Source organism: Candidatus Phycosocius bacilliformis (assembly GCF_003112735.1).
Lineage (GTDB): Bacteria > Pseudomonadota > Alphaproteobacteria > Caulobacterales > Aquidulcibacteraceae > Aquidulcibacter > Aquidulcibacter bacilliformis.
In genome coordinates, this window is record NZ_BFBR01000003.1 from 23720 (window position 1) to 44173 (window position 20454).

Genomic DNA, 20454 nt, shown 5'->3' on the forward strand with positions numbered 1-20454 from the left:
TTGTGTATTTCGTGTGCCGCATCCAATCACCTCAATGAAAGTCGCGGCTATTGGCAAACGCCCGACTGGCGCGTTCGGCGGCCAATGCCTGATCTCCAGCCGCGATCAGCTTGGGGTCTTCACGCGGGCTTTGCAATTCATCGGCACGCGCCAGAGCATGCGGCAGGCTGAGGCCGCCTTCTGACAATTCAGCCAAGCGCGGGTTAAGATTGCTCACCCGGTCAGCAATAACATGGATGACCCCGCTGTCGCGCTGCAACCGCCCACGTACCGCCATGAATTTGGCAGCCAAAGTCTCGCGCCGGAAACGCTCAAAAATCTTGGGCCACACGATGACATTGGCCGAGCCAAACTCATCCTCCAGCGTGACAAACAACACGCCCTTAGCCGTGCCAGGCTTTTGGCGCACCAGCACAAGCCCGGCCAGATCCACACGCCCACCATTGGGCGCGGTCTTCAGGTCTGCCGATGTGACAAAGCGCTTGGCTGCCAGCTCTGTGCGGAAAAACGCCACCGGATGGGCTTTGAGGCTGAGGCGCAAGCGGGCATAATCATGGACAACCTGCTCGCTCAACGCCATTTCGGGCAAGGCCGGATCAACTTCGGGGCCATATTCGCTGGCAGCAGCAAACAAGGGCAAGGCAGTCTCGGCCAGACCGCGCGCCTGCCACAATGCCGCCCGCCGATCCAGGTTCAAACTGCCCATCGCGTCCCCATCTGCCAGCAGCGCCATGGCGCGGGCATTGAGACGGGCGCGCCGCTTCAAATCCTCGCCATCCTTAAAGGGGCCACCTGCACAGCGCGCCGCAACCAAACGAGCCGCATCAGCTTCCTTGAAGCCTTTGATCTCGCGCAGACCCAAACGCACCGCTTTGCGGGACTGGCCTGCCACAGCCTCCAGCACGTTGTCCCAGTCCGAAAAGCCAACATCGGGAGGCAGAACCACCACACCATGTTCCTTGCCATCGCGCACCAATTGGGCCGAGGCATAAAAACCCATGGGCTGGGCATTGAGAATGGCGGCGAGGAAGACCTCCGGCCAATGTTTCTTAAGCCAGGCCGAGACATAGACGATCAACGCAAAACTGGCGGCATGGCTTTCAGGAAAGCCATATTCGCCAAAGCCTTCGATCTGACGAAAACAGCGCTCGGCAAATTCACGCTCATAACCATTGGCGACCATGCCATCCACAAGGCGCTTGCCGAATTCGTGGATGATGCCGACTTTGCGGAATGTGGCCATTGCCCGGCGCAGACGATCAGCCTCTGAGGGGGTAAAGCCTGCGGCCACGATGGCGATGCGCATGGCTTGTTCTTGAAACAGGGGAACACCCAGCGTCTTGCCCAACACATCTTCCAACGCCTTGGAGGGAAAGCTGACCTGTTCAAGCCCCTGACGGCGGCGCAGATAGGGATGGACCATATCGCCCTGTATGGGTCCAGGCCGGACAATCGCCACCTCGATCACCAGATCATAGAAGCTGCGCGGGCGCAGACGCGGCAGCATGGACATTTGCGCCCGGCTTTCGATCTGGAACACCCCAATCGTATCAGCGGCACAAATCATGTCATAGACCTCAGGATCATCGGGGGGGATGTCAGCCAAGCCCAGATGAATGCCGTAATCGGTGGCCAGAAACTCAAAGGCGCGCGCCACGCATGTCAGCATGCCCAGTGCCAGCACATCGATCTTCAAAATGCCCAGGGCATCAAGATCATCCTTATCCCACTCCACAAAAGTGCGATCCGGCATGGCAGCATTGCCAATCGGCACCACTTCGTCCAACGCACCCCGGGTGATCACAAAGCCGCCGACATGCTGGGACAAATGGCGGGGAAAGCCATGCAGCGTGCGCGCCAGTTCCAGAGTGCGGGCAATCAGCGGGCTGGTGATATCAAGCCCGGTCATGCGCTGGATCAAAGCCGGGTCCACCCCGCCGCGCCCCCACCCCCACACCGATTTGGCCAGAGCCTCCTGCGTGTCCCCACTCAAGCCCATGACTTTACCGACCTCACGCAGGGCCGACCGACCGCGATAGGAAATAACAACCCCGGCAATCCCGGCCCGATGGCGGCCGAACTTGTCATAAATATATTGGATGACCTCCTCGCGCCGCTCATGTTCGAAATCGACATCAATGTCGGGCGGCTCCCGGCGCTCGGCAGAAATGAAGCGTTCAAACAACAGATCAACCCGTATCGGGTCGACAGCCGTGATGCCCAGACAATAGCACACCACCGAATTGGCCGCTGACCCCCGACCCTGACAAATGATGCCCCGGCTGCGCGCAAAGCCGACAATATCGGCCACAGTCAGAAAGTAAGGCGCATAATTGAGTTCATTGATCAGAGCATATTCGTGATCCAAAGCCGCCCTTACCCGCTCTGGCACACCATCGGGATAGCGCGTCAGCGCCCCGGCTTCGCTGAGACGGATCAGGCTGTCCATCGGGCTTTCACCAGGGGCCACCACTTCGTCAGGATATTCATAGGCCAGTTGATCAAGGGAAAAGGAAATGGCGTCAAACAGCTTCTTTTGGTTCGCAACACAATGCGAAAACCCCTTGAAAAGACGGATGATTTCATCTGGGTCTTTCAAGCATTTCTCAGCATTCTGCAGCCGCAAATAGCCAGCCGCCTCCAGCGTCGTCTTGGTACGGATGCAGGCCAGAACATCGCACAGCAGGCGGCGGTCGCGATGGTGAAACAACGCATCCATCGTCGCAATCAAGTGCCCGCGCGTGGCCGTCACAAGGCCGGTCAGATCGGCCAGACGCTGAAAATCGCTGCCGTCAAACGGGCGGGTCGCTGCCACATAGACATCCCCTGTCGGCGGGGCTTGAGCAAGGCGCTGACGGGCTTGATCCAGCCAAGCGGGGGTCAGAATAGCGGGGGGCACCAGAATAGCGCATGCCCCTTCCATCGCTGCCAACACATCCTCGATGGTGAGGGTGCAAACCCCCTTGCGAGAGCGCCGATTGCCTCGCGTGAGAGTGCGGGTGAGACGGCCCCAGGCCGCCCGGTCCTTAGGATAGATCACGGTCTCAAAGCCGCAAGGTTCAACCAGACGCGCACCGACAATCAGGCGCAGGCCCGCTTCCTTAGCCGCCACATGGGCGCGCACCACCCCGGCGACCGTATTGACATCGGCGACCCCAAGGCCCTGCAGGCCGAGACCATGGGCTGCCCACACCATTTCATCAGGCTGGCTGGCCCCACGCAGGAAAGAGAAACTGGTGGCCGCCAGAGGCTCAAACACCAACATGACGACCGCCTGTCAGGAGCCCAATGGTCACGCCGCACTCCCATGTACATACCAGCGCGGATGATCGACCTGACCGGGCAGGCCTTGGCGATACAGCCAGAAGCGGCGGCCTTCCACCGTCTCGATCCGATAATAGTCACGATCCTGAGTGTCGTCCGAAACATCGCCACAGGCGATGCGCTCTGGCCCTTCGGCACAGGCAACCCGGAAAGCCAGAGACCGCCAGCGGAACAGGCGGGGCGGACCATCAGGCACTTCGGCAATCGCATCGATCGGCTCGGCCCGCTCCAGCAGGAGAGCCGGGCGGCGGGCAGCCAGCGCAGCGGGAAACTGGTTGGCCTGGGGCTTACGCTCTGCCACAGGGACTTGGCGCACGGCACGCTCTGGCACCCAATGGGCAATGGCCTCAGTCCGCGTCACGCGACCGGCCCCCAAGCGGGCTGACAGCCGATCAGCCAGACGGTGGAGCGCATCGGCACTGGCCAAAGCTGCGGCAGCAGCAGGATCCAAATCCATCACCTGACCAGTCAGGCGTTCAACCACCGGCGCAGCCACGTCAACCAGATCAATGCCAAAGCCGAGATCAAGTCCAGCCCCATTGGCCAATGCCTCAATCCGCTCACACAAGACCCGGTTCCACAGCATGGCATCGCGATGGGCTTGACCAGCCCCGCCTGTCACCGACAGCACAATGCCATCAACCCGATAAAGCGACAAAACAAGGCGGCGCGCGCCTTCCTGCTGATCATCCAGCAAGGCACAGATTTCCCCGGCAGCCTTGGCTGCGGCCAATTCCAGACCCTGACGTGTCATCAAAGGTTCTGCCAGACGCAATCGGATACGCCGGGGGATGATCTCAGCCACGGGATCGATGGCCTCCTCCTCAAGCCCACGCACACGATCCAGGGCCCGGACCAGATCTATACCAAAGCGGCGCGCCAGAGCCGCTGAGGATTGAGCCGCCACGTGGCTGATTTGTTTAAGCCCCAAAGCCCGCAACCCGCTGGTGGTCCCCCCCGGCAGGCGCAAAGCCTCCACCGGCAGGGTCCCAACCAGAGCGCGCAAAGCTGGCCCATCTGGCGCACTTAGGCCCTGATGCGCTTCCGGGGCAAAGCGGGCAAGGCCGTAAGCTGCCCCTGGCGTTGCTGCACATGCCGCGCGCGCCGTCAGACCCAAGGCGCGCATGCGCGTCACCATATCGGCCAGCATGGCAGCCTCCCCGCCAAACAAATGCGCACAGCCTGTCACATCGAGGAAGAGCGCGTGGGTTGCTTCCAGCCCTTTGGCCGGGGCGCAATAAGGGCTCCAGCGCATCGCCCAGCGGGCCAGCGCCATCAGGTCAGCGGCCTCGCCTGCAGGATCACTATCGGCCACGCACAGATCGGGCACCAATGCCTTGGCCCCAGCCAGCATCATGCCGGCAGAAAGGCCAGTTGCCTGGGCGGCACGATTGAGGGCAATCAGGCGTATGCCCCCGGCACTGCGGGCCACAGTCGCGCATGGTCTGGCGCGCGAGAAACCGGCGTCTGCCGCAGTTTCAGCCGAACCGATAGTGCGGCTCAGACGATCGGTCGGCCAGCGTGGCAGGCTGATACAGGCTATGCGTCGCATCATCATACTCCAGGTCAAAGGATTGCGGGCGGGCACCATGGCGGGTGCGTTCAAGCTGAAGCCGCCAGGCTGGCGGACCAAGGCCGGGCAAAGCAGTACCCAAGGCCACAGGGCGGCACGGACGGCTGGCCACCACCAGCCGGGCCCGGGCCGGCGCAAAGGCAGGTGTGCGCAGGCCTTGCACCAGCAGCACCAGACTATGGGCTTGCTCCGCTGCCAGCTGTACCCGGCGTGCCCCGGCCAAACCAAAGCCTGCCTTAGGCCCCGCCATTGCCAGAATACCGGCCAATCCGATGGTGCGGGCGGCATCTTCCAGACAGGCGTGAAAGCTTTTCACATCCGGGGCGCGAACGATCAGAATGCGCCCTGCGCACAGGCCCAGCTTCTGCAAGCCCGGCCCATAAAGACGCCCCCAGCTATTGTGCCCCCGGCTGGCATCCTCAATCACCACCAGATCGCCAGGGCGCTGTTTGAGAGCCCCAGCCAGACACGCCAAAGCAAAATGCAGATTGGCTGCCTCATCCATGAAGGCTGCGGGGACCAGTTCGGTTACACCGCCCAGCGCCAATCCCCCGCCCAGCGCCTGATCCAGTCCAAGCGCCCCGGTTGGCAGACAGGCCAAAGTTGGCCGATCCTGGGTTTCGATGGCCCGTATCTGGTCACGCAAAGCGGTCAAATCCGGTCTCATGGCAGTTGCTTGCACCTTTGTTTCACGCAATTTGTTCTTGTTTTGTTCTAATCATGAAGACAGCCCAGAGTCGAGTCGGAAAACTGAAGGCGTGAGCCCCTAGCCTGATACTTACGTCCATATCTGACGTGAGATCATTGCGGCGGCCCAGATCACATCGGCCGAGATTGCTCCACCCTCCCCGGCCTCACCCCCTGCATATCGTGAGGTCGGCGCATGAGAAGCCCCAATAATAGCCAAAAAACGCGCTGCTTAACCTAAAATCAAGGTCGCTCGACTATCCTCATCAGTACGATCCAGGTAGCGGCATGAAATCTATCCCCAAGTTCCTCGCGGTTACTTTTGCTATTTTTGTGCTAGCAGCCGCTTCTGCTTGGCAATTCGCGTCATATCGCGACGTCAACATGCGTCAGATCATGTTCACCCAAGCCAGTGGTGACATCAAAAACCTTGATGAGATCCTGTCGATGTCGGCCATGATGTATGCCGCGACCGGTGACAAGCGTTGGGCCGAGCGCCACAAAGAGCATAGTCCGATGCTGGACGCTGCCCTGACCAAAGCCCACAATGTTGGACCCATCGTATCCCATCACACACTTGATGCGGTCAATCGGGCCAATCAAGACCTGACGACATTGGAACTCACGGCCATTGACCAAGCCGACCAAGGCCGCCTTGCCGAGGCCCAAGCAACCCTCGCCTCACAGGCTTATCAAAACAGTAAACGCAATTATCGAGAGGCTTTAACCACCTCTCTCAAATCTGGCTCACTGGCGATCCAACTCGAAAAGCAGCGCATTCAGACAGGCTTTCTCATTACCATCATTCTGGTCGGGATCGCCTTGGTCCTGATTTTTGAACTCTGGCGCCAAGATCGTGAAGCCACGCAGAAAGAGAAAATCCGCTACCGCGAGTTTGCCCGTTTTGCAGAACTCGCCCGTAACCCGGTGATCCGAACCGATACACAACGCTGCATCACATGGGTCAATGACGCATATCTGGCGCTGACCGGCTATACTTATGATGAGGTAATCGGCAAAAAACCAGGCGCGCTATCGCATTGCCCACAAACCGACCAAAAAGAAGTCGCGCGCATTATGGCTGCTATGGATGCAGGCCGGGCAGCCAGCGCCACTTTGCTCAATCGCAGCAAGACCGGCCGACTCTATTGGATCAATCTGGACATCCAACCGCTCTATGACGACAAGCACCAGCTCGAGGGTTTTCAAGCCATTGAAACCGATGTGACCGATCTGGTGGAGGCCCAACGACGCGCCGACGATGCCCTTGCCGACCTACATGCCTATCAAAAGGCCTTGGATGAGCATTCTATCATTTCGATCGCCGACCAATATGGCAAAATCGAGTTCGTCAACGACCGCTTCTGCGAGATCAGCGGCTACACACGCGAGGAACTGATCGGCACCGATCATCGTATCGTCCAATCCGGCCTGCACGACCCCACTTATTTTGAGCAAATGCGCACCACGATCCTCAAAGGTCAGTCTTGGCATGGCGAAGTATCGAATAAAGCCAAGGATGGTTCGATCTACTGGGTCGATGCGACTGTCGTGCCTCTGCCCGCCACCCAGACAAAGGGGCCGCGCTTTGTCAGCGTGCTGTATGATTTGACCGAGCGCAAACGCGCCGAGAGCAAATTGAAAGACGCGCTCAATCAGTCTTCGACCTTCTTCGACGTCTCGCCTGAATTGCTCTGTATCTTCGACACAGAAGGTCGCGCTGTCCGCATGAGCAAGGCCTCCGAAAAGATATTGGGCGTGGCAGAAGCCGATCTGATCGGTCGCAACGCCCTCGACCTCATCCATCCTGATGATCGCGACCGCACCATCAAGGCAGTTATTGCCATTCGCGACACACGTGACGTGATGGATTTTGTGGCCCGCTTCTGTCATCCATCGGGGGAAGTCCGCAGTGTCGAATGGCGGGCCAAAGCTGTTGGCACTTACATTTATGCAACCGCGCGCGATGTAACCGAACGTCTGGCTACAGAAGCCGAATTGCTGGCTGCGCGCGAACAGGCCGAAGCCGCCAACCGGGCTAAAAGCAGCTTCTTGGCCAATATGAGCCATGAAATCCGCACGCCGCTCAATGGGGTTATTGGTGTGGTGGGGGCATTGGCGCGCACAGAACTGACGCCCAACCAGCGCGAAATGGTCGATCTGATCCAGTCATCGGGCGAAACGCTGGAACTTTTGTTGTCGGATATTCTCGACGTGTCCAAAATCGAAGCTGGTAAATTCAGCCTCCAGCTTGAGCCGTTTGACCTGCGCAAGACAATCGAAGCCACCGCCCAAGTGATGCAGACACGTGCTGAAGAAAAAGGGCTGGGCTTCCACGTCCGCTTTGGCCCTGGCACGGATGGTCTGTTTGAAGGCGATGGCATCCGCGTGAAGCAGATCGTGTCCAATCTCGCCTCCAACGCGGTGAAGTTTACCCAGAAGGGTCATGTCGAAATTGGTGTGACAGCCACCGATCGTGGGGATGGGCCATGTCAGATCATGATCAGTGTGAAAGACACCGGGATCGGCTTTGATGAGGAAACCAAACAGCGCCTGTTTGCCCGTTTTGAGCAGGCTGATGCCTCCATCACCAAGAATTTTGGTGGAACAGGGCTGGGTCTGTCTATTTGCCGCACATTGACCGACATGATGGACGGTCAATTCTTGGTGACATCTGAAGCCGGCATTGGCAGCCTGTTTTCGGTTATCCTGCCGCTGCCGCGCGTGCAGGCTGAGGCCTCGCCCAAAGCTGAGACCCGTCCAGCTGACGAACATGCCGCAATCGCCCCCGTTTCAAGATCGCTGGCCATTCTGCTGGCTGAGGATCATCTGGTCAATCAACGTGTCGTCGCCATGATCCTCGAACCACACGGCGTCGATCTCACCATTGCCCAGAACGGGCAAGAAGCCGTGGCCTTATGGCAAGAACGCCATTTCGATTTGATCTTGATGGATATGCAGATGCCGGTCATGGACGGCCTGACCGCAACCCGAACGATCCGTGACCTAGAGGCCAAGGCAGGTCGCGATCGCACACCTATCGCCATGGTCAGCGCCAATGCGATGAAGGAACATATCACCCAATCACTCGCCTGTGGGTGCGACCATCATATCTCCAAGCCGATCACACCAAGCACGTTGCTGACAGGAATTGACGCAACTCTGACGGCCAGCGAGTCCGCGAGCAAGGAAGCATTGCAAGGCTCACCCCACGCCAATGCCAAGAGCAGGCTGGCTTTCCCTTAAATCGGTCCGCCCGCTGGTTCCCCTTATCGTCGCCGCGCCATGTTACCACGTCATCTGTGGCAACAACCACTAACCAGTTTTCGGCGCAATGTGGGAGACCAACAAAGGGGGAGGGCTCCCATCCTTGCTCACGCGGCGTGATCAGAATGGAATATCGTCTTCCAGATCGGCTGCGAAGGAACGCTTTTCGCCTTGAACGGCACGTGGGGCTGCCCCGCCACCAAAGCCGCCGCCCATGGACCGACCGCCGCCATAGCCAGAATCGCCACCATCTTCGATCATGTCGGCACCCCCACCGCGGCTATCAAGAATGGTGATCTCGCCCTTGAAGCGGCCAATGACAACTTCGGTCGAATAACGCTTTTGGCCAGCCTGATCGGTCCATTCACGGGTTTGCAATTGGCCTTCGACATAGACCTTGCTGCCCTTTTTAATGTAGTTTTCGACCACTTTGACCAGATTGTCATTGCGCACCACAACCCGGTGCCACTCGGTCTTTTCCTTCTTTTCCCCGGTGGCGCGATCATTCCAGCGCTCGCTGGTGGCAACGGAAAACTCCGCAATGCGGTCACCGGATGGGAAGGACTTGATCTCAGGATCGCGGCCCAAATTGCCGACCAAGATCACTTTGTTCACACTGCCCGCCATGTCCCTTGCTCCATCTTGCCTGCCTGGGGCCGACTCATGTCGGCCAACCAAGGCCATATCCACTCTTGAAACTGACGCTACAGGTCTTAAGTCCATCACAGAAGAGCGGGGGCGTCACGCAAACCGCCTCGCCTTGTGGATAAGCCTGCAAAACTGTGCATGCCGTGGACAAGCACAAGATGTTCACATAATGTTCCGTTCGTCAAGCTGATTTGCGCGCGCTAATCATCGCGACATTGTTGTCGCCGCGGGGCCGTGGCCTCGCAAGGTGATGTCATTATCCGAGTCTGAATGTATCAAGGTCTGTCATGTCTGAATCCCCAGTGATCCGGGTTCGCGGTGCGCGCGAACATAATTTGAAGAATGTCACGGTGGAAATCCCACGCGGTGAGCTGGTGGTCATCACTGGCTTGTCTGGGTCTGGCAAGAGTTCACTGGCCTTTGATACAATCTATGCCGAGGGCCAGCGGCGCTATGTCGAGAGCTTGTCAGCCTATGCGCGCCAATTCCTTGAGATGATGCAAAAGCCGGACATGGACTCGATTGAAGGTCTGTCTCCGGCCATTTCGATTGAGCAAAAGACCACCTCGAAAAATCCGCGCTCGACAGTGGGAACCGTCACGGAAATCTATGATTATATGCGCCTTCTCTGGGCGCGCATTGGCGTGCCCTATTCGCCTGCCACTGGCCTGCCCATTGAAAGCCAGACGGTAAGCCAAATGGTCGATAAGATCATGGCGCTGCCCGAAGGAACGCGACTTTATCTCTTGGCACCGGTGGTGCGTGGCCGCAAAGGTGAGTTTAAGACTGAGTTCAAGAGCTGGATTAAACAGGGTTTTGTGCGCGCAAAGATCGATGGCACCTATTATGAACTCGAAAATGCGCCCGAGCTCGACAAGAAAGTAAAGCATGATATTGATGTGGTGGTGGACCGCATCGCCGTCCGCGCGGGGATGCAGCAGCGCTTGGCAGAAGGGTTTGAGACCTGTCTGCGGCTGGCCGATGACATCGCGCTGGCTGAGTTTGCCGATGAGCAAGACGACAAGGGCGCCCCGCGCCGCCTGTTGTTTTCGGCCAAATTTGCCTGCCCCGTCTCGGGCTTTACCATCCCCGAGATTGAGCCCCGCCTGTTTTCCTTCAACAATCCCTTTGGCGCCTGCCCGACATGTGATGGATTGGGCGTACAGCTGAAGTTTGACCCTGAACTGGTCGTGCCCGATTCCAGTAAAAGCTTGAATGATGGGGTGATCGCACCGTGGTCGAAAGGTGCCTCGCCGCTCTATACCCAGACGCTGCAGGCGCTTGCCCGCCACGCCGGGGTGGCATTGACAACACCCTGGCAGAAATTGCCTGAGAGCTTCCAGCAATTGGTGCTTTACGGCTCTGGCAGCGACAAAATCCAATTCGTCTATGATGACGGCGCGCGCCGCTATGAGACGACCAAAACGTTTGAGGGTGTGATCCCCAATTTGGAGCGGCGCTGGCGGGAGACCGATTCAGCTTGGTCGCGGGAAGAGTTAGGCCGCTATCAGTCCGCCCAGAAATGCCCGACCTGCGATGGCAAACGCTTAAAGCCTGAAGCATTGGCCGTGCGCGTCGGTGGAGAGGATATTTCGGTGGTGTCGGCGCGCTCAATCCGGGGTGCGCGGGATTGGTTTGTGGCTTTAGAGGATCGGCTATCACCCAAGGACCGCGAGATTGCCACCCGCGTATTAAAGGAAATCAAAGAGCGTTTGCGCTTTCTGGTGGATGTTGGGTTGGATTATCTCACCCTGCATCGCGGTTCTGCAACCTTGTCTGGTGGAGAGAGCCAACGCATTCGTTTGGCCAGCCAAATCGGTTCAGGCCTGACCGGCGTGCTCTATGTGTTGGACGAACCCAGCATCGGGCTGCACCAGCGCGACAACACAAGGCTCCTCACCTCGCTCAAAGGACTGCGGGACTTGGGCAATAGTGTCATTGTGGTTGAGCATGATGAAGAAGCCATTCTGACCGCCGATCATGTGCTGGACATGGGGCCTTTGGCAGGTGTCCATGGCGGCCAAGTGGTCGCTCAGGGCAGCCCTGCTGATATTGAAGCCGCCAAAGCGAGCCTGACAGGCGCCTATTTGCGCGGCGAGAAGGCCATCGACATACCGCCTAAGCGCCGTCGCCGAAATCCGAAGAAATTCCTCCGTGTCGAGGGTGCCACTGGCAATAACCTCAAAAATGTCTCCGTCGATATTCCTTTGGGGATCTTCACCTGTGTCACTGGCGTTTCAGGTGGTGGTAAGTCCACCTTGATCCTTGAGACACTCTATAAGGCGCTCGCCCGGCGCCTGAACGGGGCCAATGAAGTTCCAGGGCCGCACAAGGCACTCGAAGGCCTGCATCACCTCGATAAGGTGATTGATATTGATCAAAGCCCGATCGGGCGCACCCCGCGCTCCAATCCCGCCACATATACGGGTGCCTTTGGTCCGATCCGCGACTGGTTTGCCGGCCTGCCTGAATCAAAGGCGCGCGGCTATGGCCCTGGCCGCTTCAGTTTCAATGTTAAAGGCGGCCGCTGCGAGGCCTGCCAAGGTGACGGGGTACAGAAGATCGAGATGCACTTCCTGCCTGATGTCTATGTCACATGCGATGTTTGCCATGGTCAACGCTATAATCGCGAGACTTTGGAGGTCACCTATCGCAATAAATCCATTGCCCAAGTTCTCGACATGACGGTTGAGGAAGCCGCCAGTTTCTTCCAGGCCGTGCCGGCCATTCGCGACAAGATGGAGACATTGGTGCGTGTCGGCCTCGGCTATGTGAAAGTGGGTCAGCAAGCCACCACTCTGTCGGGCGGGGAAGCTCAGCGGGTGAAATTGTCAAAGGAATTGTCACGCCGGTCGACCGGCCGCACGCTTTATATCCTCGATGAACCCACCACAGGCCTGCATTTTGAAGATACACGCAAGCTATTGGATGTGCTGCAGGAATTGGTGGATCAGGGCAATAGTGTTCTGGTGATTGAGCATAATCTCGATGTGATCAAAACCGCTGACTGGCTGATTGATTTAGGTCCTGAAGGAGGCGATGGCGGTGGACGCATCGTGGCTGAAGGCACACCGGAAGAAGTCGCTTTGGTTGAGGCGTCCTGGACGGGTCGCTATCTGAAAGAGACCTTGCTCAAACACGAAGAGCGCCGTCAGGCCCAAGCCAAGCGCATGGCTGAGGAATCCAAGGCACACGGGTAGGCTAAGGGCGCGCGCTTGAGGCCTCCTTACCACCATCCCAAACCTGAACGTCGAATCCGCGACGCTGCTGATCTTGTCGGGCGATGATCAGGGTGGCACTTGCAGCCAGAACAAGGGCGATACAGAGCCAGCCGCGAACCGTCGAAAGGAAGTTTTGCCGCCTCATGCTGGGTCCTGCAGCTGGTCGTGGATGAGGCTACCCGCTTGTAGCGTTATAACCCGATCACAAAATGGAATGAGGCGTTCATCATGAGTGGCACAAACAATCGTAGCGCCGCGCTGGCGCACAACGTGTTGGAAAAGTTCCCCAATCAGGCGCGCGTTATCAGTATCAAGCGCTGAGGTTGGTTCATCGCAGAAGAGAATAGCTGGCTGCTTGGCCAACATACGGGCGATAGCAACACGCTGATTTTGCCCGCCAGACAATTGCGTCGGCAAGGCTCCTTCCCGTGCGCTCAGTCCAACGTGATCCAGCGCTTCTGTCGCGCGCAAGCGCGCAACTTGTCGATCCACGCCCAATTGCCGCAATGGAACATAAATCTGCTGCCATGCGGTGAGAGAAGGAAAAAGCCCAGGACTTTGGAATACAAAGCCGCAGGCATCACGTCTAAAGGCTGCCGCGGACTGATTACCACGTGCCCAGATATCTCGCCCCTGAAAATGGACTTCGCCCCGATCAGGCCGCTGAAGCCCTGACATGGCGGCTAAGAGGCAAGATTTTCCAGATCCACTGGCCCCCAACACAATGACAAAACTTGCGGGCGCAATTTCCAATGTAACATCATCGAGGGCCCGCACGGCGTTCGGCTCGCGCCCGAACCATTTGGATAGCCCAATTGCATGCAAACCCGTCTCGGTTCTCATCGCAAGAGCTGCACTGGCTTGAGAGTGAGGACCGAAGGAATGGCGACAAGACCAGCCAAAACTGCTGTCACCAGTATGATACCGCTGATCGGTAGTATTTGTGCCAGATGCAACGCGATGGGGACATCAAACCGCTCCAGCACCATCTGCCCCACGAGGGCAGTCGGGATGGCAAGCGCGGCTGCAATGAGACCAAGCCAAAGGGCCTGTTCAAGCACTATCAGGCCGATCCGCCAGCGCGTCACCCCGATTGCAACAAGGGTGGCCAATTCAGATCGCTGTCCGGCAATCATGGACTGGACGGACTGGGCGATGATGAGCAGAGCAATCAGGCCAACGGCTGTCGCCAGATAGAGATAGGCCCGCACATCCTGATTTTGCTCTATACCCTCCTGAACCAAACCGCGCACATAGTCCTCACGGCTCATCGCCTGAGCACCGAAAAGATGAAGTACCTGATTGAGGCGACCCAATGTCTCTGACAGCAGCTGCCCTTTTTGCCCACGCACAAGGATGATGCGCGGCTTAAGTGGTTCCGTTCTAGGTATCGCCGGCACCAATAAATCACGAGTTTGCTGGGAAACAAGGCTGCCATTACGGCCAAAACCGCCTTTGATCCGACCGACGATCTGAAGGCGGTGACCTGCCACGACAAAACTGTCACCAAGACGAAAGCCGGTCATTTCGGCGTCTTTATCTGTCAGAAGAACATGACCGGGTGTGACCAAAAGCTGCCGACTTGCTTGCGACAATGCCCTCGGGGCTGAAAGTCCCGGTCCAGTGACGTCAACAGCCAAAGCCGCCAGAGGATAGCCCGTTGGCCCGGCCGCCAAATCAACCATCGACCTGCTACGGACTTCAAATGCTTCTACCACCGAGCTGGCCCGGACCCGAGCCTCAACCTCAGGCGTCATCGGCTGCAAGTCTAATAAGGTGCCAGATGTCGAAACAACCACGATCGGGGCACTGATCTGTTGTTCAAAACGCACCAAGCGATCAAGATAATGGTTTGAGAGGCCCACTTGCAGATAGACAACGACACCCGCCAGCGTCAGCGTTACAATGGCGAACCATGCCCGTAACCACATGTGCGACAATTGTTGCTGGGCCAATGAATGCATGAAATCGACTCATCGCGGCTCACCTGAGCTGGCCACGCATTCACACTAGCCCATGATTCCGTTCACTTCCCGACAGGCCACGTGCCGTATTTATCTCAAATTGCAGTGACGGATTGAAGGCTTTATCAGCGTCAATCGGTTAGCATTGTCCGATGTTGAGCTATTATGTGCAGGCGATCCTGCAAATGTTTGATATCAGTGGCCGCATGAATCGGCGGGCCTTCTGGTACTTCCTGCTGATGGTCGCAGCACTGACCTCTCTTGCCATTGCCGTGGATAGCGTGACCGTTTTGTCGGCGCTGGCGCAGGGCAATTTGAAGGTCGAAGTGGGTGTCAGCGCGTCGGGCATGCCCGAGATCAACACCGGAATCCAGATCGGCGCACTGACGAAACTATTTGCCACTTTGCATGCCCTGCCGCTGTTCACGGCAAGCATTCGCCGCCTCCATGATATCGGCAAAAGTGGGCTATGGATGATCCTGCATGTGGTCCCCATTATTGGCAGTTTGACGCTTTTGTCGTGGTATGCGCGGCCAACCGATCCCGATTCCGAACATGGCGATGCGCCGCGCGAACGCCTTACGCGGGCCAATTGGGCCGACCGGACTCAGTTCTAGTTCCGCTCTGAGCGCGACGGGCTTTACGGTTCATCTCTGCCGGATCGGCTTTGCCGTCCGGGATGACAACTCCAACCACATGTCATCCCCGCCGAAGCGCAGCGAAGAGCGGGGACCTCGTGGTGTTTATGTGCTGGGGGGTCCCGGATCGGCTACCGCCGTCCGGGACGACAGCGTGTTGTATAAATTGATGTTTCTAACTACGCGTCATCCCCGCCGGAGCGCAGCGCAGAGCGGGGACCTCCATTCGCGCTATCAGAAATCAGCCTGCGATGGCGGCAGCGTCCTTTTCGCCAGTGCGGATGCGTAACGCCATTTCCACATCGACCACAAATATCTTGCCGTCACCAATCTTGCCGGTATTGGCCGCACCAGCCAAAGCCTCCACCACTTTGTCGACCATGTCGTCGGTTACCACGGCTTCGATTTTGACTTTGGGCAGCAGCTTCACTTCATATTCGGCGCCACGATAAACTTCGGTCTTGCCCTTCTGGCGGCCATAGCCGCGCACTTCGGTGACCGTCAGCCCCGAAATCCCGGCTTCGGTGGCGGCATCGAGAACCGCATCCAGACGGCTTGGCTTGATAATGGCGGTAACCAGCTTCATTCTGTTCCCCTCACGTCGCAGCGGGCGTGGCACATCTTACCACAAGCCCCTTCTATCTCACCGCCTAGATTAGACGATCAAACGCACTTGTGACCCGCTTTTAATGCCTGACCGCATTGCAGCCATCAATCGCTCAAAAAATATGCGACTTTGCTGGCCAATGCCTTAAAAACGTGCGGCAGCAGGCTGGGCCAGCAGAACGCGGCGGCCTTGACCCGGCAGGCTGTCGGCATAAAGCCGCTTGACCGCATCGACCAGAATGAGACCACCCAAAGCGGGCCACACCCGTTCCCCCACCCCTTCCCAGGTTTCAGCTGCCCCGCCTGTGGTCATTTTCCACGCTAAAGGTGGGGCATAGAGCGCGCGCGACCATGCCATAGGCTGGAACATGGCGTCAGCCAACAAGGTCGACAATTGGCTGCGACTATAGGGTCTGCCTTGACCAAAGGGGGTGGACTCCGCCCGTGCCCAGATGCCGCCGCGATTGGCCACCGCCATCATCAAACGGCCCTCAGGAGCCAAAAGTCGCCAGAGTTCGCGCAAGAGGCCACGGGGATTTTCAGCCTCTTCCAGCGCGTGCACACAAATGATGCGGTCAAACACAGCCTCTGTGAAGGGCATGCGGTCTTCATCGCCAATACATGCCAGATTCGGTCCAACTGAAGGCCAACGCTCCACCCCTTGCGTGGCCGGCATCAATGCCGTCACCCGGCGGGCTCGTTCCAGCCAAGGGGACAGGAAAGGCGTCGCATAGCCAAAGCCCAGCACATCAAGGCCCTGACAATCCCCCCATGCATCGATAATGCGACGACCCACCATGGCTTGGGCTGTCAGACCCAAGGGGCTGGCATAGAAACTTTGCAGGGCCAGAACGTCGACACGCATGAGGGCTAGGATAAAGCAAATTTCTGACCTAAAGGACAGACATGCTGCTCATTCACATGTTTGCCTGCCTGTCCGACAATTATGGCTTTCTGATCCGGGATTCGGCGTCGGGCAAGGTTGCCTGTATCGATACACCCGATGCCACCGCCATTTTGGCCGAAGCCGACAAGCTGGGCTGGCAGATTGATGAGATCTGGAACACGCATTGGCATCCTGATCATGCCGGGGGCAATCAGGCGATTGAGAAAGCCCATGGGGCGCGCTCCCTTGGCCCGGCAGAAGTTGATCAGCGTATCAGCCCACTTTCCCAGATCGTCCACCCCGGCGAAATGCTCCGCCTTGGGGACAGCAGCGCCGAGGTTCTCGATGTCGGCGGTCACACATTGGGTCACATCGCTTTTCACTTTGCGGCCGATCAGGTCGCTTTTGTCGGCGATAGCCTGTTTGCCCTAGGCTGTGGGCGTTTGTTTGAAGGCAGTGCTGAACAGGCTTGGAACAGCCTCTCGCGCCTGATGGCCCTGCCGGATGAAACCCGAATCTATTGCGCGCATGAATATACCGCCGCCAACGCCCGCTTTTGCGCCACCATCGAGGCAGACAATGCTGCCCTCCAAGCGCGGCTTGAGGAGATCACCCGGCTGCGCCAAGACAACCAACCGACAGTGCCCACGACCATCGGATTGGAGCGGGCCACCAATCCGTTTGTGCGGGCCGATATGGCCAGCGTGCGCGCTGCTGTGGCGGCGGACGCCTCCCTGCCAGCCCATGAGGTGTTTGCGATCATTCGCAAGCGGAAGGACACTTTCTGATGCAGCGCGCCATATCAGGGGATTTAAGCGCCAGCGAAATCATCGGTCTGCTCACGATGAAACCCCATCCCGAGGGCGGCCATTATGTTGAGACCTTTCGCGACCCAAAAGGTCCTGCAGAGCGCGGCCACTCAACCAGCATCTATTTTCTGTTGCAGGCGGGCGAGATCTCGGCCTGGCATCGGGTTGATGCGGCTGAACATTGGTTCTGGCATGCTGGCGGGCCACTTGCGCTGTCGATCAGTGAGGATGGCCAAACCGCCTATGCCCATCATCTCGGGCCTGATCTGCGCGCGGGGCAACGCCCGCAAGCGGTCGTGCCAGCCGGGGCATGGCAGGCCGCAGAAAGCCTCGGGGCGTGGACATTGGTCAGCTGCGTGGTGGCACCGGGATTTGTGTTCGACCGATTTGAGCTGGCCGACCCGGATTGGTTTCCCGGCAAAAAGGCGTAGCGCCCTCATCCCTATGGCGCGCAGACGGATTTGGCCTCAGACGCCACGACAAGCGCCGTGACCCGACGCTCTAAACTCATCCAGCCTTGTCGAGCGCATAGCCAGCCGAGCGCACCGTGCGGATCGGATCGAATTCATCGCCCTCGTTCAAAGCCTTGCGCAGCCGTCCGACATGCACATCCACCGTGCGGGCTTCGACATAGACATCCGAGCCCCACACCGCGTCGAGCAATTGTTCGCGCGAAAACACCCGACCTGGATGCTGCATGAAATAATCCAGCAAGCGGAACTCGGTCGGGCCTAAATGCACATCGCGGTCGCCGCGCTTAACGCGGTAGGACACACGGTCCACCACAATATCGCCAAACACCAGACGATCATCTGCAAGACCCGGGCGGATTCGGCGCAGGACAGCGCGAACACGGGCTAAAAGCTCTGTCGTCGAAAACGGCTTGGTGACATAATCATCCGCCCCGGTATCAAGCCCGCGGATGCGATCAGATTCCTCGCCGCGCGCTGTCAGCATGATGATTGGAATATTGCGCGCATCGGGCTTGGCCCGCAGCCGCCGACATACTTCAATGCCAGGCACTTTGGGCAGCATCCAGTCCAGAATAACAAGGTCTGGCAAACGCTCTGCAGCCATCATCATGGCCTCTTCCCCGTCGGTTGCCACGCCGACCTGATAGCCGTCCTTCTCCAGATTATAGCGCAGCAAAGTGGCCAGCGCGTCTTCATCTTCTACGACAAGGACATAGGGGGTCATTTTGAGGACTCCGAATTAGGAGGTGGTAAGGGCGGCATGGCTGGATCGACCGCCTTAGGCCGGTCTGTGCCAATGTCTTCCCCGGTTTCAAGATAATAGATGACCTCGGCCATATTGGTGCAGTGATCGCCGATGCGCTCAAGGTTCTTGGCAACAAACAGCAAATGCGCGCCCGGCCCGATCATGCGGGGATCTTCCATCATATAGGTCAGCAATTCGCGGAACAGCGAATTATAATGCTCGTCCAATTCCTCGTCCTGCATCCAGACGGAGACGGCTCCTGCCACCTCATGGGAGGCAAAAGTGTCGAGGATTTGCTTTAATTGCGTGACAGCAATTTTGCCCATGCGCTCAACACTGCGGGTCAGAGCGATGGGGTCAAACTCCTGAATGGTGAGAGCCCGTTTCGCGATATTTTTGGCCAAATCACCAATACGCTCAAGATCACCTGCCAGCTTCAGGGCCGCCACGGTCTGGCGCAAGTCGCGCCCTAGAGGCTGGCGCAGGGCCAATAGACGCATGATTTTGCGTTCAATCTCACGCTGGAGTTCATCAATCTTTTTGTCGCCATCAATCACGGTCCGCGCGAGCCCCGCGTCGCGACGGGCCATGGCCGTGATGGCATCGCTTAGGGCTTGTTCGGAATAACCGCCCATGCGGTTGAGATCAGCCCCCAAGGCTTCCAATTCTTCGGTAAAAGCACGGACGGTATGTTCTGTCATGTCGGTCTACTCGCTTGGCGCCCCAGGATCGGGCACGCCGGGCAAACAAGAAAAGGGAGCGGATCAGCCAAATCGACCAGTAATATAATCCTGTGTCCGGCTGTCACGGGGATTGGTGAAGATTTCCTCGGTGGGGCCTGCTTCAACCAACCGTCCCATGTGGAAGAAGGCGGTACGCTGGCTGACGCGCGCGGCTTGGGCCATCGAGTGGGTGACGATGATGATGCAATAGTTTTGGCGCAACTCGTCGATCAATTCTTCGATCTTAGCGGTGGCAATCGGGTCCAGAGCTGAACAAGGCTCGTCCATCAGGATGATTTCAGGATTGACGGCAATGGCGCGCGCAATCACCAGACGCTGCTGCTGGCCACCCGACAGTCCGGTACCTGGCTGATGCAGGCGATCCTTAACCTCATCCCACAGGCCTGCTTTACGCAAGCTTTGCTCAACAATACGCTCCAACCCCTGCTTATCATTGGCGATGCCGTGAATGCGGGGCCCATAAGCGACGTTTTCGAAAATCGTTTTCGGGAATGGATTGGGCTTCTGGAACACCATACCCACAGAGGCGCGCAACACCACCGGATCAATTGCCTTGTCGTTCACATCGCGACCATCGACTTGGATGCTGCCCATGACTTTGCAGGTATCGATCGTGTCATTCATGCGGTTGATGCAGCGCAGGAAGGTGGATTTGCCGCAGCCCGAGGGGCCGATAAAGGCCGTGACCGACGCGTCGGGTACATCCAGCGAGACATCAAAGAGTGCTTGCTTGGCCCCATAGAAAACATTGATGTCGCGCGTACGAACCTTGGCGGAAATGCCGGGTAAAATGCCGGTGGTTTGCTGGGCCGCGCTGATGAGTTCATCAGGACTGGCATCGGAAACGGTCTGGGAAAAGGTGTTCATCAT

General features: G+C 58.1%; 17 protein-coding genes. 5 read left to right on the plus strand and 12 right to left on the minus strand.

What is annotated here, in order from left to right; translation table 11 throughout:
* Positions 1–31 precede the first annotated feature (31 nt).
* From PbB2_RS05640 to PbB2_RS16030, 3 genes are read right to left on the minus strand one after another with little or no spacing between them, the layout of a single operon-like run.
* A complete protein-coding gene (locus PbB2_RS05640) occupies positions 32–3265 on the minus strand; it encodes an error-prone DNA polymerase (RefSeq protein WP_108984347.1) in 3234 nt (1077 codons plus the stop codon).
* Positions 3266–3292: 27 nt separating this feature from the next.
* A complete protein-coding gene (locus tag PbB2_RS05645; protein WP_192576189.1) occupies positions 3293–4879 on the minus strand; it encodes a Y-family DNA polymerase in 1587 nt (528 codons plus the stop codon).
* The gene (locus PbB2_RS16030; protein ID WP_192576190.1) at positions 4803–5564 is read right to left on the minus strand and encodes an ImuA family protein; all 762 of its coding nucleotides are present in this window, start codon (positions 5562–5564) and stop codon (positions 4803–4805) included. Before PbB2_RS16030 ends, PbB2_RS05645 begins: the two co-directional genes overlap by 77 nt.
* Positions 5565–5872: 308 nt before the next feature.
* Between PbB2_RS16030 and PbB2_RS05655 the strand changes: the two genes are divergently transcribed.
* Entirely contained in the window at positions 5873–8830 is a 2958-nt protein-coding gene (locus PbB2_RS05655; RefSeq protein ID WP_108984350.1) for a PAS domain-containing hybrid sensor histidine kinase/response regulator, read from the plus strand.
* A gap of 141 nt (positions 8831–8971) precedes the next feature.
* On the opposite strand, the gene ssb is transcribed toward PbB2_RS05655, so the two are convergent.
* Positions 8972–9478: a single-stranded DNA-binding protein gene (gene ssb, locus PbB2_RS05660; protein ID WP_108984351.1), complete on the minus strand. Its 507-nt coding sequence runs from the start codon at positions 9476–9478 to the stop codon at positions 8972–8974.
* A 308-nt stretch (positions 9479–9786) separates the two neighbouring features.
* Here ssb and uvrA point away from each other — a divergent pair, with 308 nt between their 5' ends.
* Positions 9787–12699 carry an excinuclease ABC subunit UvrA gene (uvrA, locus tag PbB2_RS05665; RefSeq protein WP_108984352.1) on the plus strand — a complete coding sequence of 971 codons (2913 nt, stop codon included), beginning with the start codon at positions 9787–9789 and terminating at the stop codon, positions 12697–12699.
* A 1-nt stretch (position 12700) separates the two neighbouring features.
* On the opposite strand, the gene PbB2_RS16035 is transcribed toward uvrA, so the two are convergent.
* Genes PbB2_RS16035 through PbB2_RS05675 form a run of 3 tightly spaced genes read right to left on the minus strand, consistent with a single transcriptional unit; the run spans position 12701 to position 14684 of the window.
* On the minus strand, positions 12701–12865 hold the full coding sequence (locus PbB2_RS16035; RefSeq protein ID WP_192576191.1) for a hypothetical protein: 165 nt from the start codon (positions 12863–12865) through the stop codon (positions 12701–12703).
* Entirely contained in the window at positions 12862–13563 is a 702-nt protein-coding gene (locus PbB2_RS05670; RefSeq protein ID WP_108984353.1) for an ABC transporter ATP-binding protein, read from the minus strand. Before PbB2_RS05670 ends, PbB2_RS16035 begins: the two co-directional genes overlap by 4 nt.
* A complete protein-coding gene (locus tag PbB2_RS05675) occupies positions 13560–14684 on the minus strand; it encodes an FtsX-like permease family protein (protein WP_108984354.1) in 1125 nt (374 codons plus the stop codon). Before PbB2_RS05675 ends, PbB2_RS05670 begins: the two co-directional genes overlap by 4 nt.
* A 152-nt stretch (positions 14685–14836) precedes the next feature.
* Here PbB2_RS05675 and PbB2_RS05680 point away from each other — a divergent pair, with 152 nt between their 5' ends.
* A complete protein-coding gene (locus PbB2_RS05680) occupies positions 14837–15301 on the plus strand; it encodes a DUF805 domain-containing protein (protein WP_108984355.1) in 465 nt (154 codons plus the stop codon).
* A 262-nt stretch (positions 15302–15563) separates the two neighbouring features.
* Here PbB2_RS05680 and PbB2_RS05685 read toward each other — a convergent pair whose 3' ends face one another.
* On the minus strand, positions 15564–15908 hold the full coding sequence (locus tag PbB2_RS05685) for a P-II family nitrogen regulator (protein WP_108984356.1): 345 nt from the start codon (positions 15906–15908) through the stop codon (positions 15564–15566).
* 165 nt (positions 15909–16073) lie between these two features.
* Entirely contained in the window at positions 16074–16793 is a 720-nt protein-coding gene (locus PbB2_RS05690; RefSeq protein WP_108984357.1) for a class I SAM-dependent methyltransferase, read from the minus strand.
* Positions 16794–16834: 41 nt separating this feature from the next.
* On the opposite strand from PbB2_RS05690, the gene gloB reads away from it, so the two are divergent.
* Both gloB and PbB2_RS05700 read left to right on the plus strand, forming a co-directional pair.
* A complete protein-coding gene (gloB, locus tag PbB2_RS05695) occupies positions 16835–17602 on the plus strand; it encodes a hydroxyacylglutathione hydrolase (RefSeq protein WP_108984358.1) in 768 nt (255 codons plus the stop codon).
* Positions 17602–18054 carry a cupin domain-containing protein gene (locus PbB2_RS05700; protein WP_108984359.1) on the plus strand — a complete coding sequence of 151 codons (453 nt, stop codon included), beginning with the start codon at positions 17602–17604 and terminating at the stop codon, positions 18052–18054. Before gloB ends, PbB2_RS05700 begins: the two co-directional genes overlap by 1 nt.
* 76 nt (positions 18055–18130) lie before the next feature.
* Here the strand turns inward: PbB2_RS05700 and phoB are convergent, their stop codons facing one another.
* From phoB to pstB, 3 genes are all read right to left on the minus strand, one after another.
* Positions 18131–18820, minus strand: a complete 690-nt coding sequence (gene phoB, locus PbB2_RS05705) for a phosphate regulon transcriptional regulator PhoB (protein WP_108984360.1) — start codon at positions 18818–18820, stop codon at positions 18131–18133.
* The gene (phoU, locus tag PbB2_RS05710) at positions 18817–19542 is read right to left on the minus strand and encodes a phosphate signaling complex protein PhoU (RefSeq protein ID WP_108984361.1); all 726 of its coding nucleotides are present in this window, start codon (positions 19540–19542) and stop codon (positions 18817–18819) included. Before phoU ends, phoB begins: the two co-directional genes overlap by 4 nt.
* A 63-nt stretch (positions 19543–19605) precedes the next feature.
* Positions 19606–20454 carry a phosphate ABC transporter ATP-binding protein PstB gene (gene pstB, locus PbB2_RS05715; protein ID WP_420887453.1) on the minus strand — a complete coding sequence of 283 codons (849 nt, stop codon included), beginning with the start codon at positions 20452–20454 and terminating at the stop codon, positions 19606–19608.

Coding starts and splice junctions, on each gene's coding strand:
- PbB2_RS05640 (WP_108984347.1), bottom strand. CDS start 3,265: ATGTTGGTGTTTGAGCCTCTGGCGGCCACCAGTTTCTCTTTCCTGCGT.
- PbB2_RS05645 (WP_192576189.1), bottom strand. CDS start 4,879: ATGATGCGACGCATAGCCTGTATCAGCCTGCCACGCTGGCCGACCGAT.
- PbB2_RS16030 (WP_192576190.1), bottom strand. CDS start 5,564: ATGAGACCGGATTTGACCGCTTTGCGTGACCAGATACGGGCCATCGAA.
- PbB2_RS05655 (WP_108984350.1), top strand. CDS start 5,873: ATGAAATCTATCCCCAAGTTCCTCGCGGTTACTTTTGCTATTTTTGTG.
- ssb (WP_108984351.1), bottom strand. CDS start 9,478: ATGGCGGGCAGTGTGAACAAAGTGATCTTGGTCGGCAATTTGGGCCGC.
- uvrA (WP_108984352.1), top strand. CDS start 9,787: ATGTCTGAATCCCCAGTGATCCGGGTTCGCGGTGCGCGCGAACATAAT.
- PbB2_RS16035 (WP_192576191.1), bottom strand. CDS start 12,865: ATGAGGCGGCAAAACTTCCTTTCGACGGTTCGCGGCTGGCTCTGTATC.
- PbB2_RS05670 (WP_108984353.1), bottom strand. CDS start 13,563: ATGAGAACCGAGACGGGTTTGCATGCAATTGGGCTATCCAAATGGTTC.
- PbB2_RS05675 (WP_108984354.1), bottom strand. CDS start 14,684: ATGCATTCATTGGCCCAGCAACAATTGTCGCACATGTGGTTACGGGCA.
- PbB2_RS05680 (WP_108984355.1), top strand. CDS start 14,837: ATGTTGAGCTATTATGTGCAGGCGATCCTGCAAATGTTTGATATCAGT.
- PbB2_RS05685 (WP_108984356.1), bottom strand. CDS start 15,908: ATGAAGCTGGTTACCGCCATTATCAAGCCAAGCCGTCTGGATGCGGTT.
- PbB2_RS05690 (WP_108984357.1), bottom strand. CDS start 16,793: ATGCGTGTCGACGTTCTGGCCCTGCAAAGTTTCTATGCCAGCCCCTTG.
- gloB (WP_108984358.1), top strand. CDS start 16,835: ATGCTGCTCATTCACATGTTTGCCTGCCTGTCCGACAATTATGGCTTT.
- PbB2_RS05700 (WP_108984359.1), top strand. CDS start 17,602: ATGCAGCGCGCCATATCAGGGGATTTAAGCGCCAGCGAAATCATCGGT.
- phoB (WP_108984360.1), bottom strand. CDS start 18,820: ATGACCCCCTATGTCCTTGTCGTAGAAGATGAAGACGCGCTGGCCACT.
- phoU (WP_108984361.1), bottom strand. CDS start 19,542: ATGACAGAACATACCGTCCGTGCTTTTACCGAAGAATTGGAAGCCTTG.
- pstB (WP_420887453.1), bottom strand. CDS start 20,454: ATGATGAACACCTTTTCCCAGACCGTTTCCGATGCCAGTCCTGATGAA.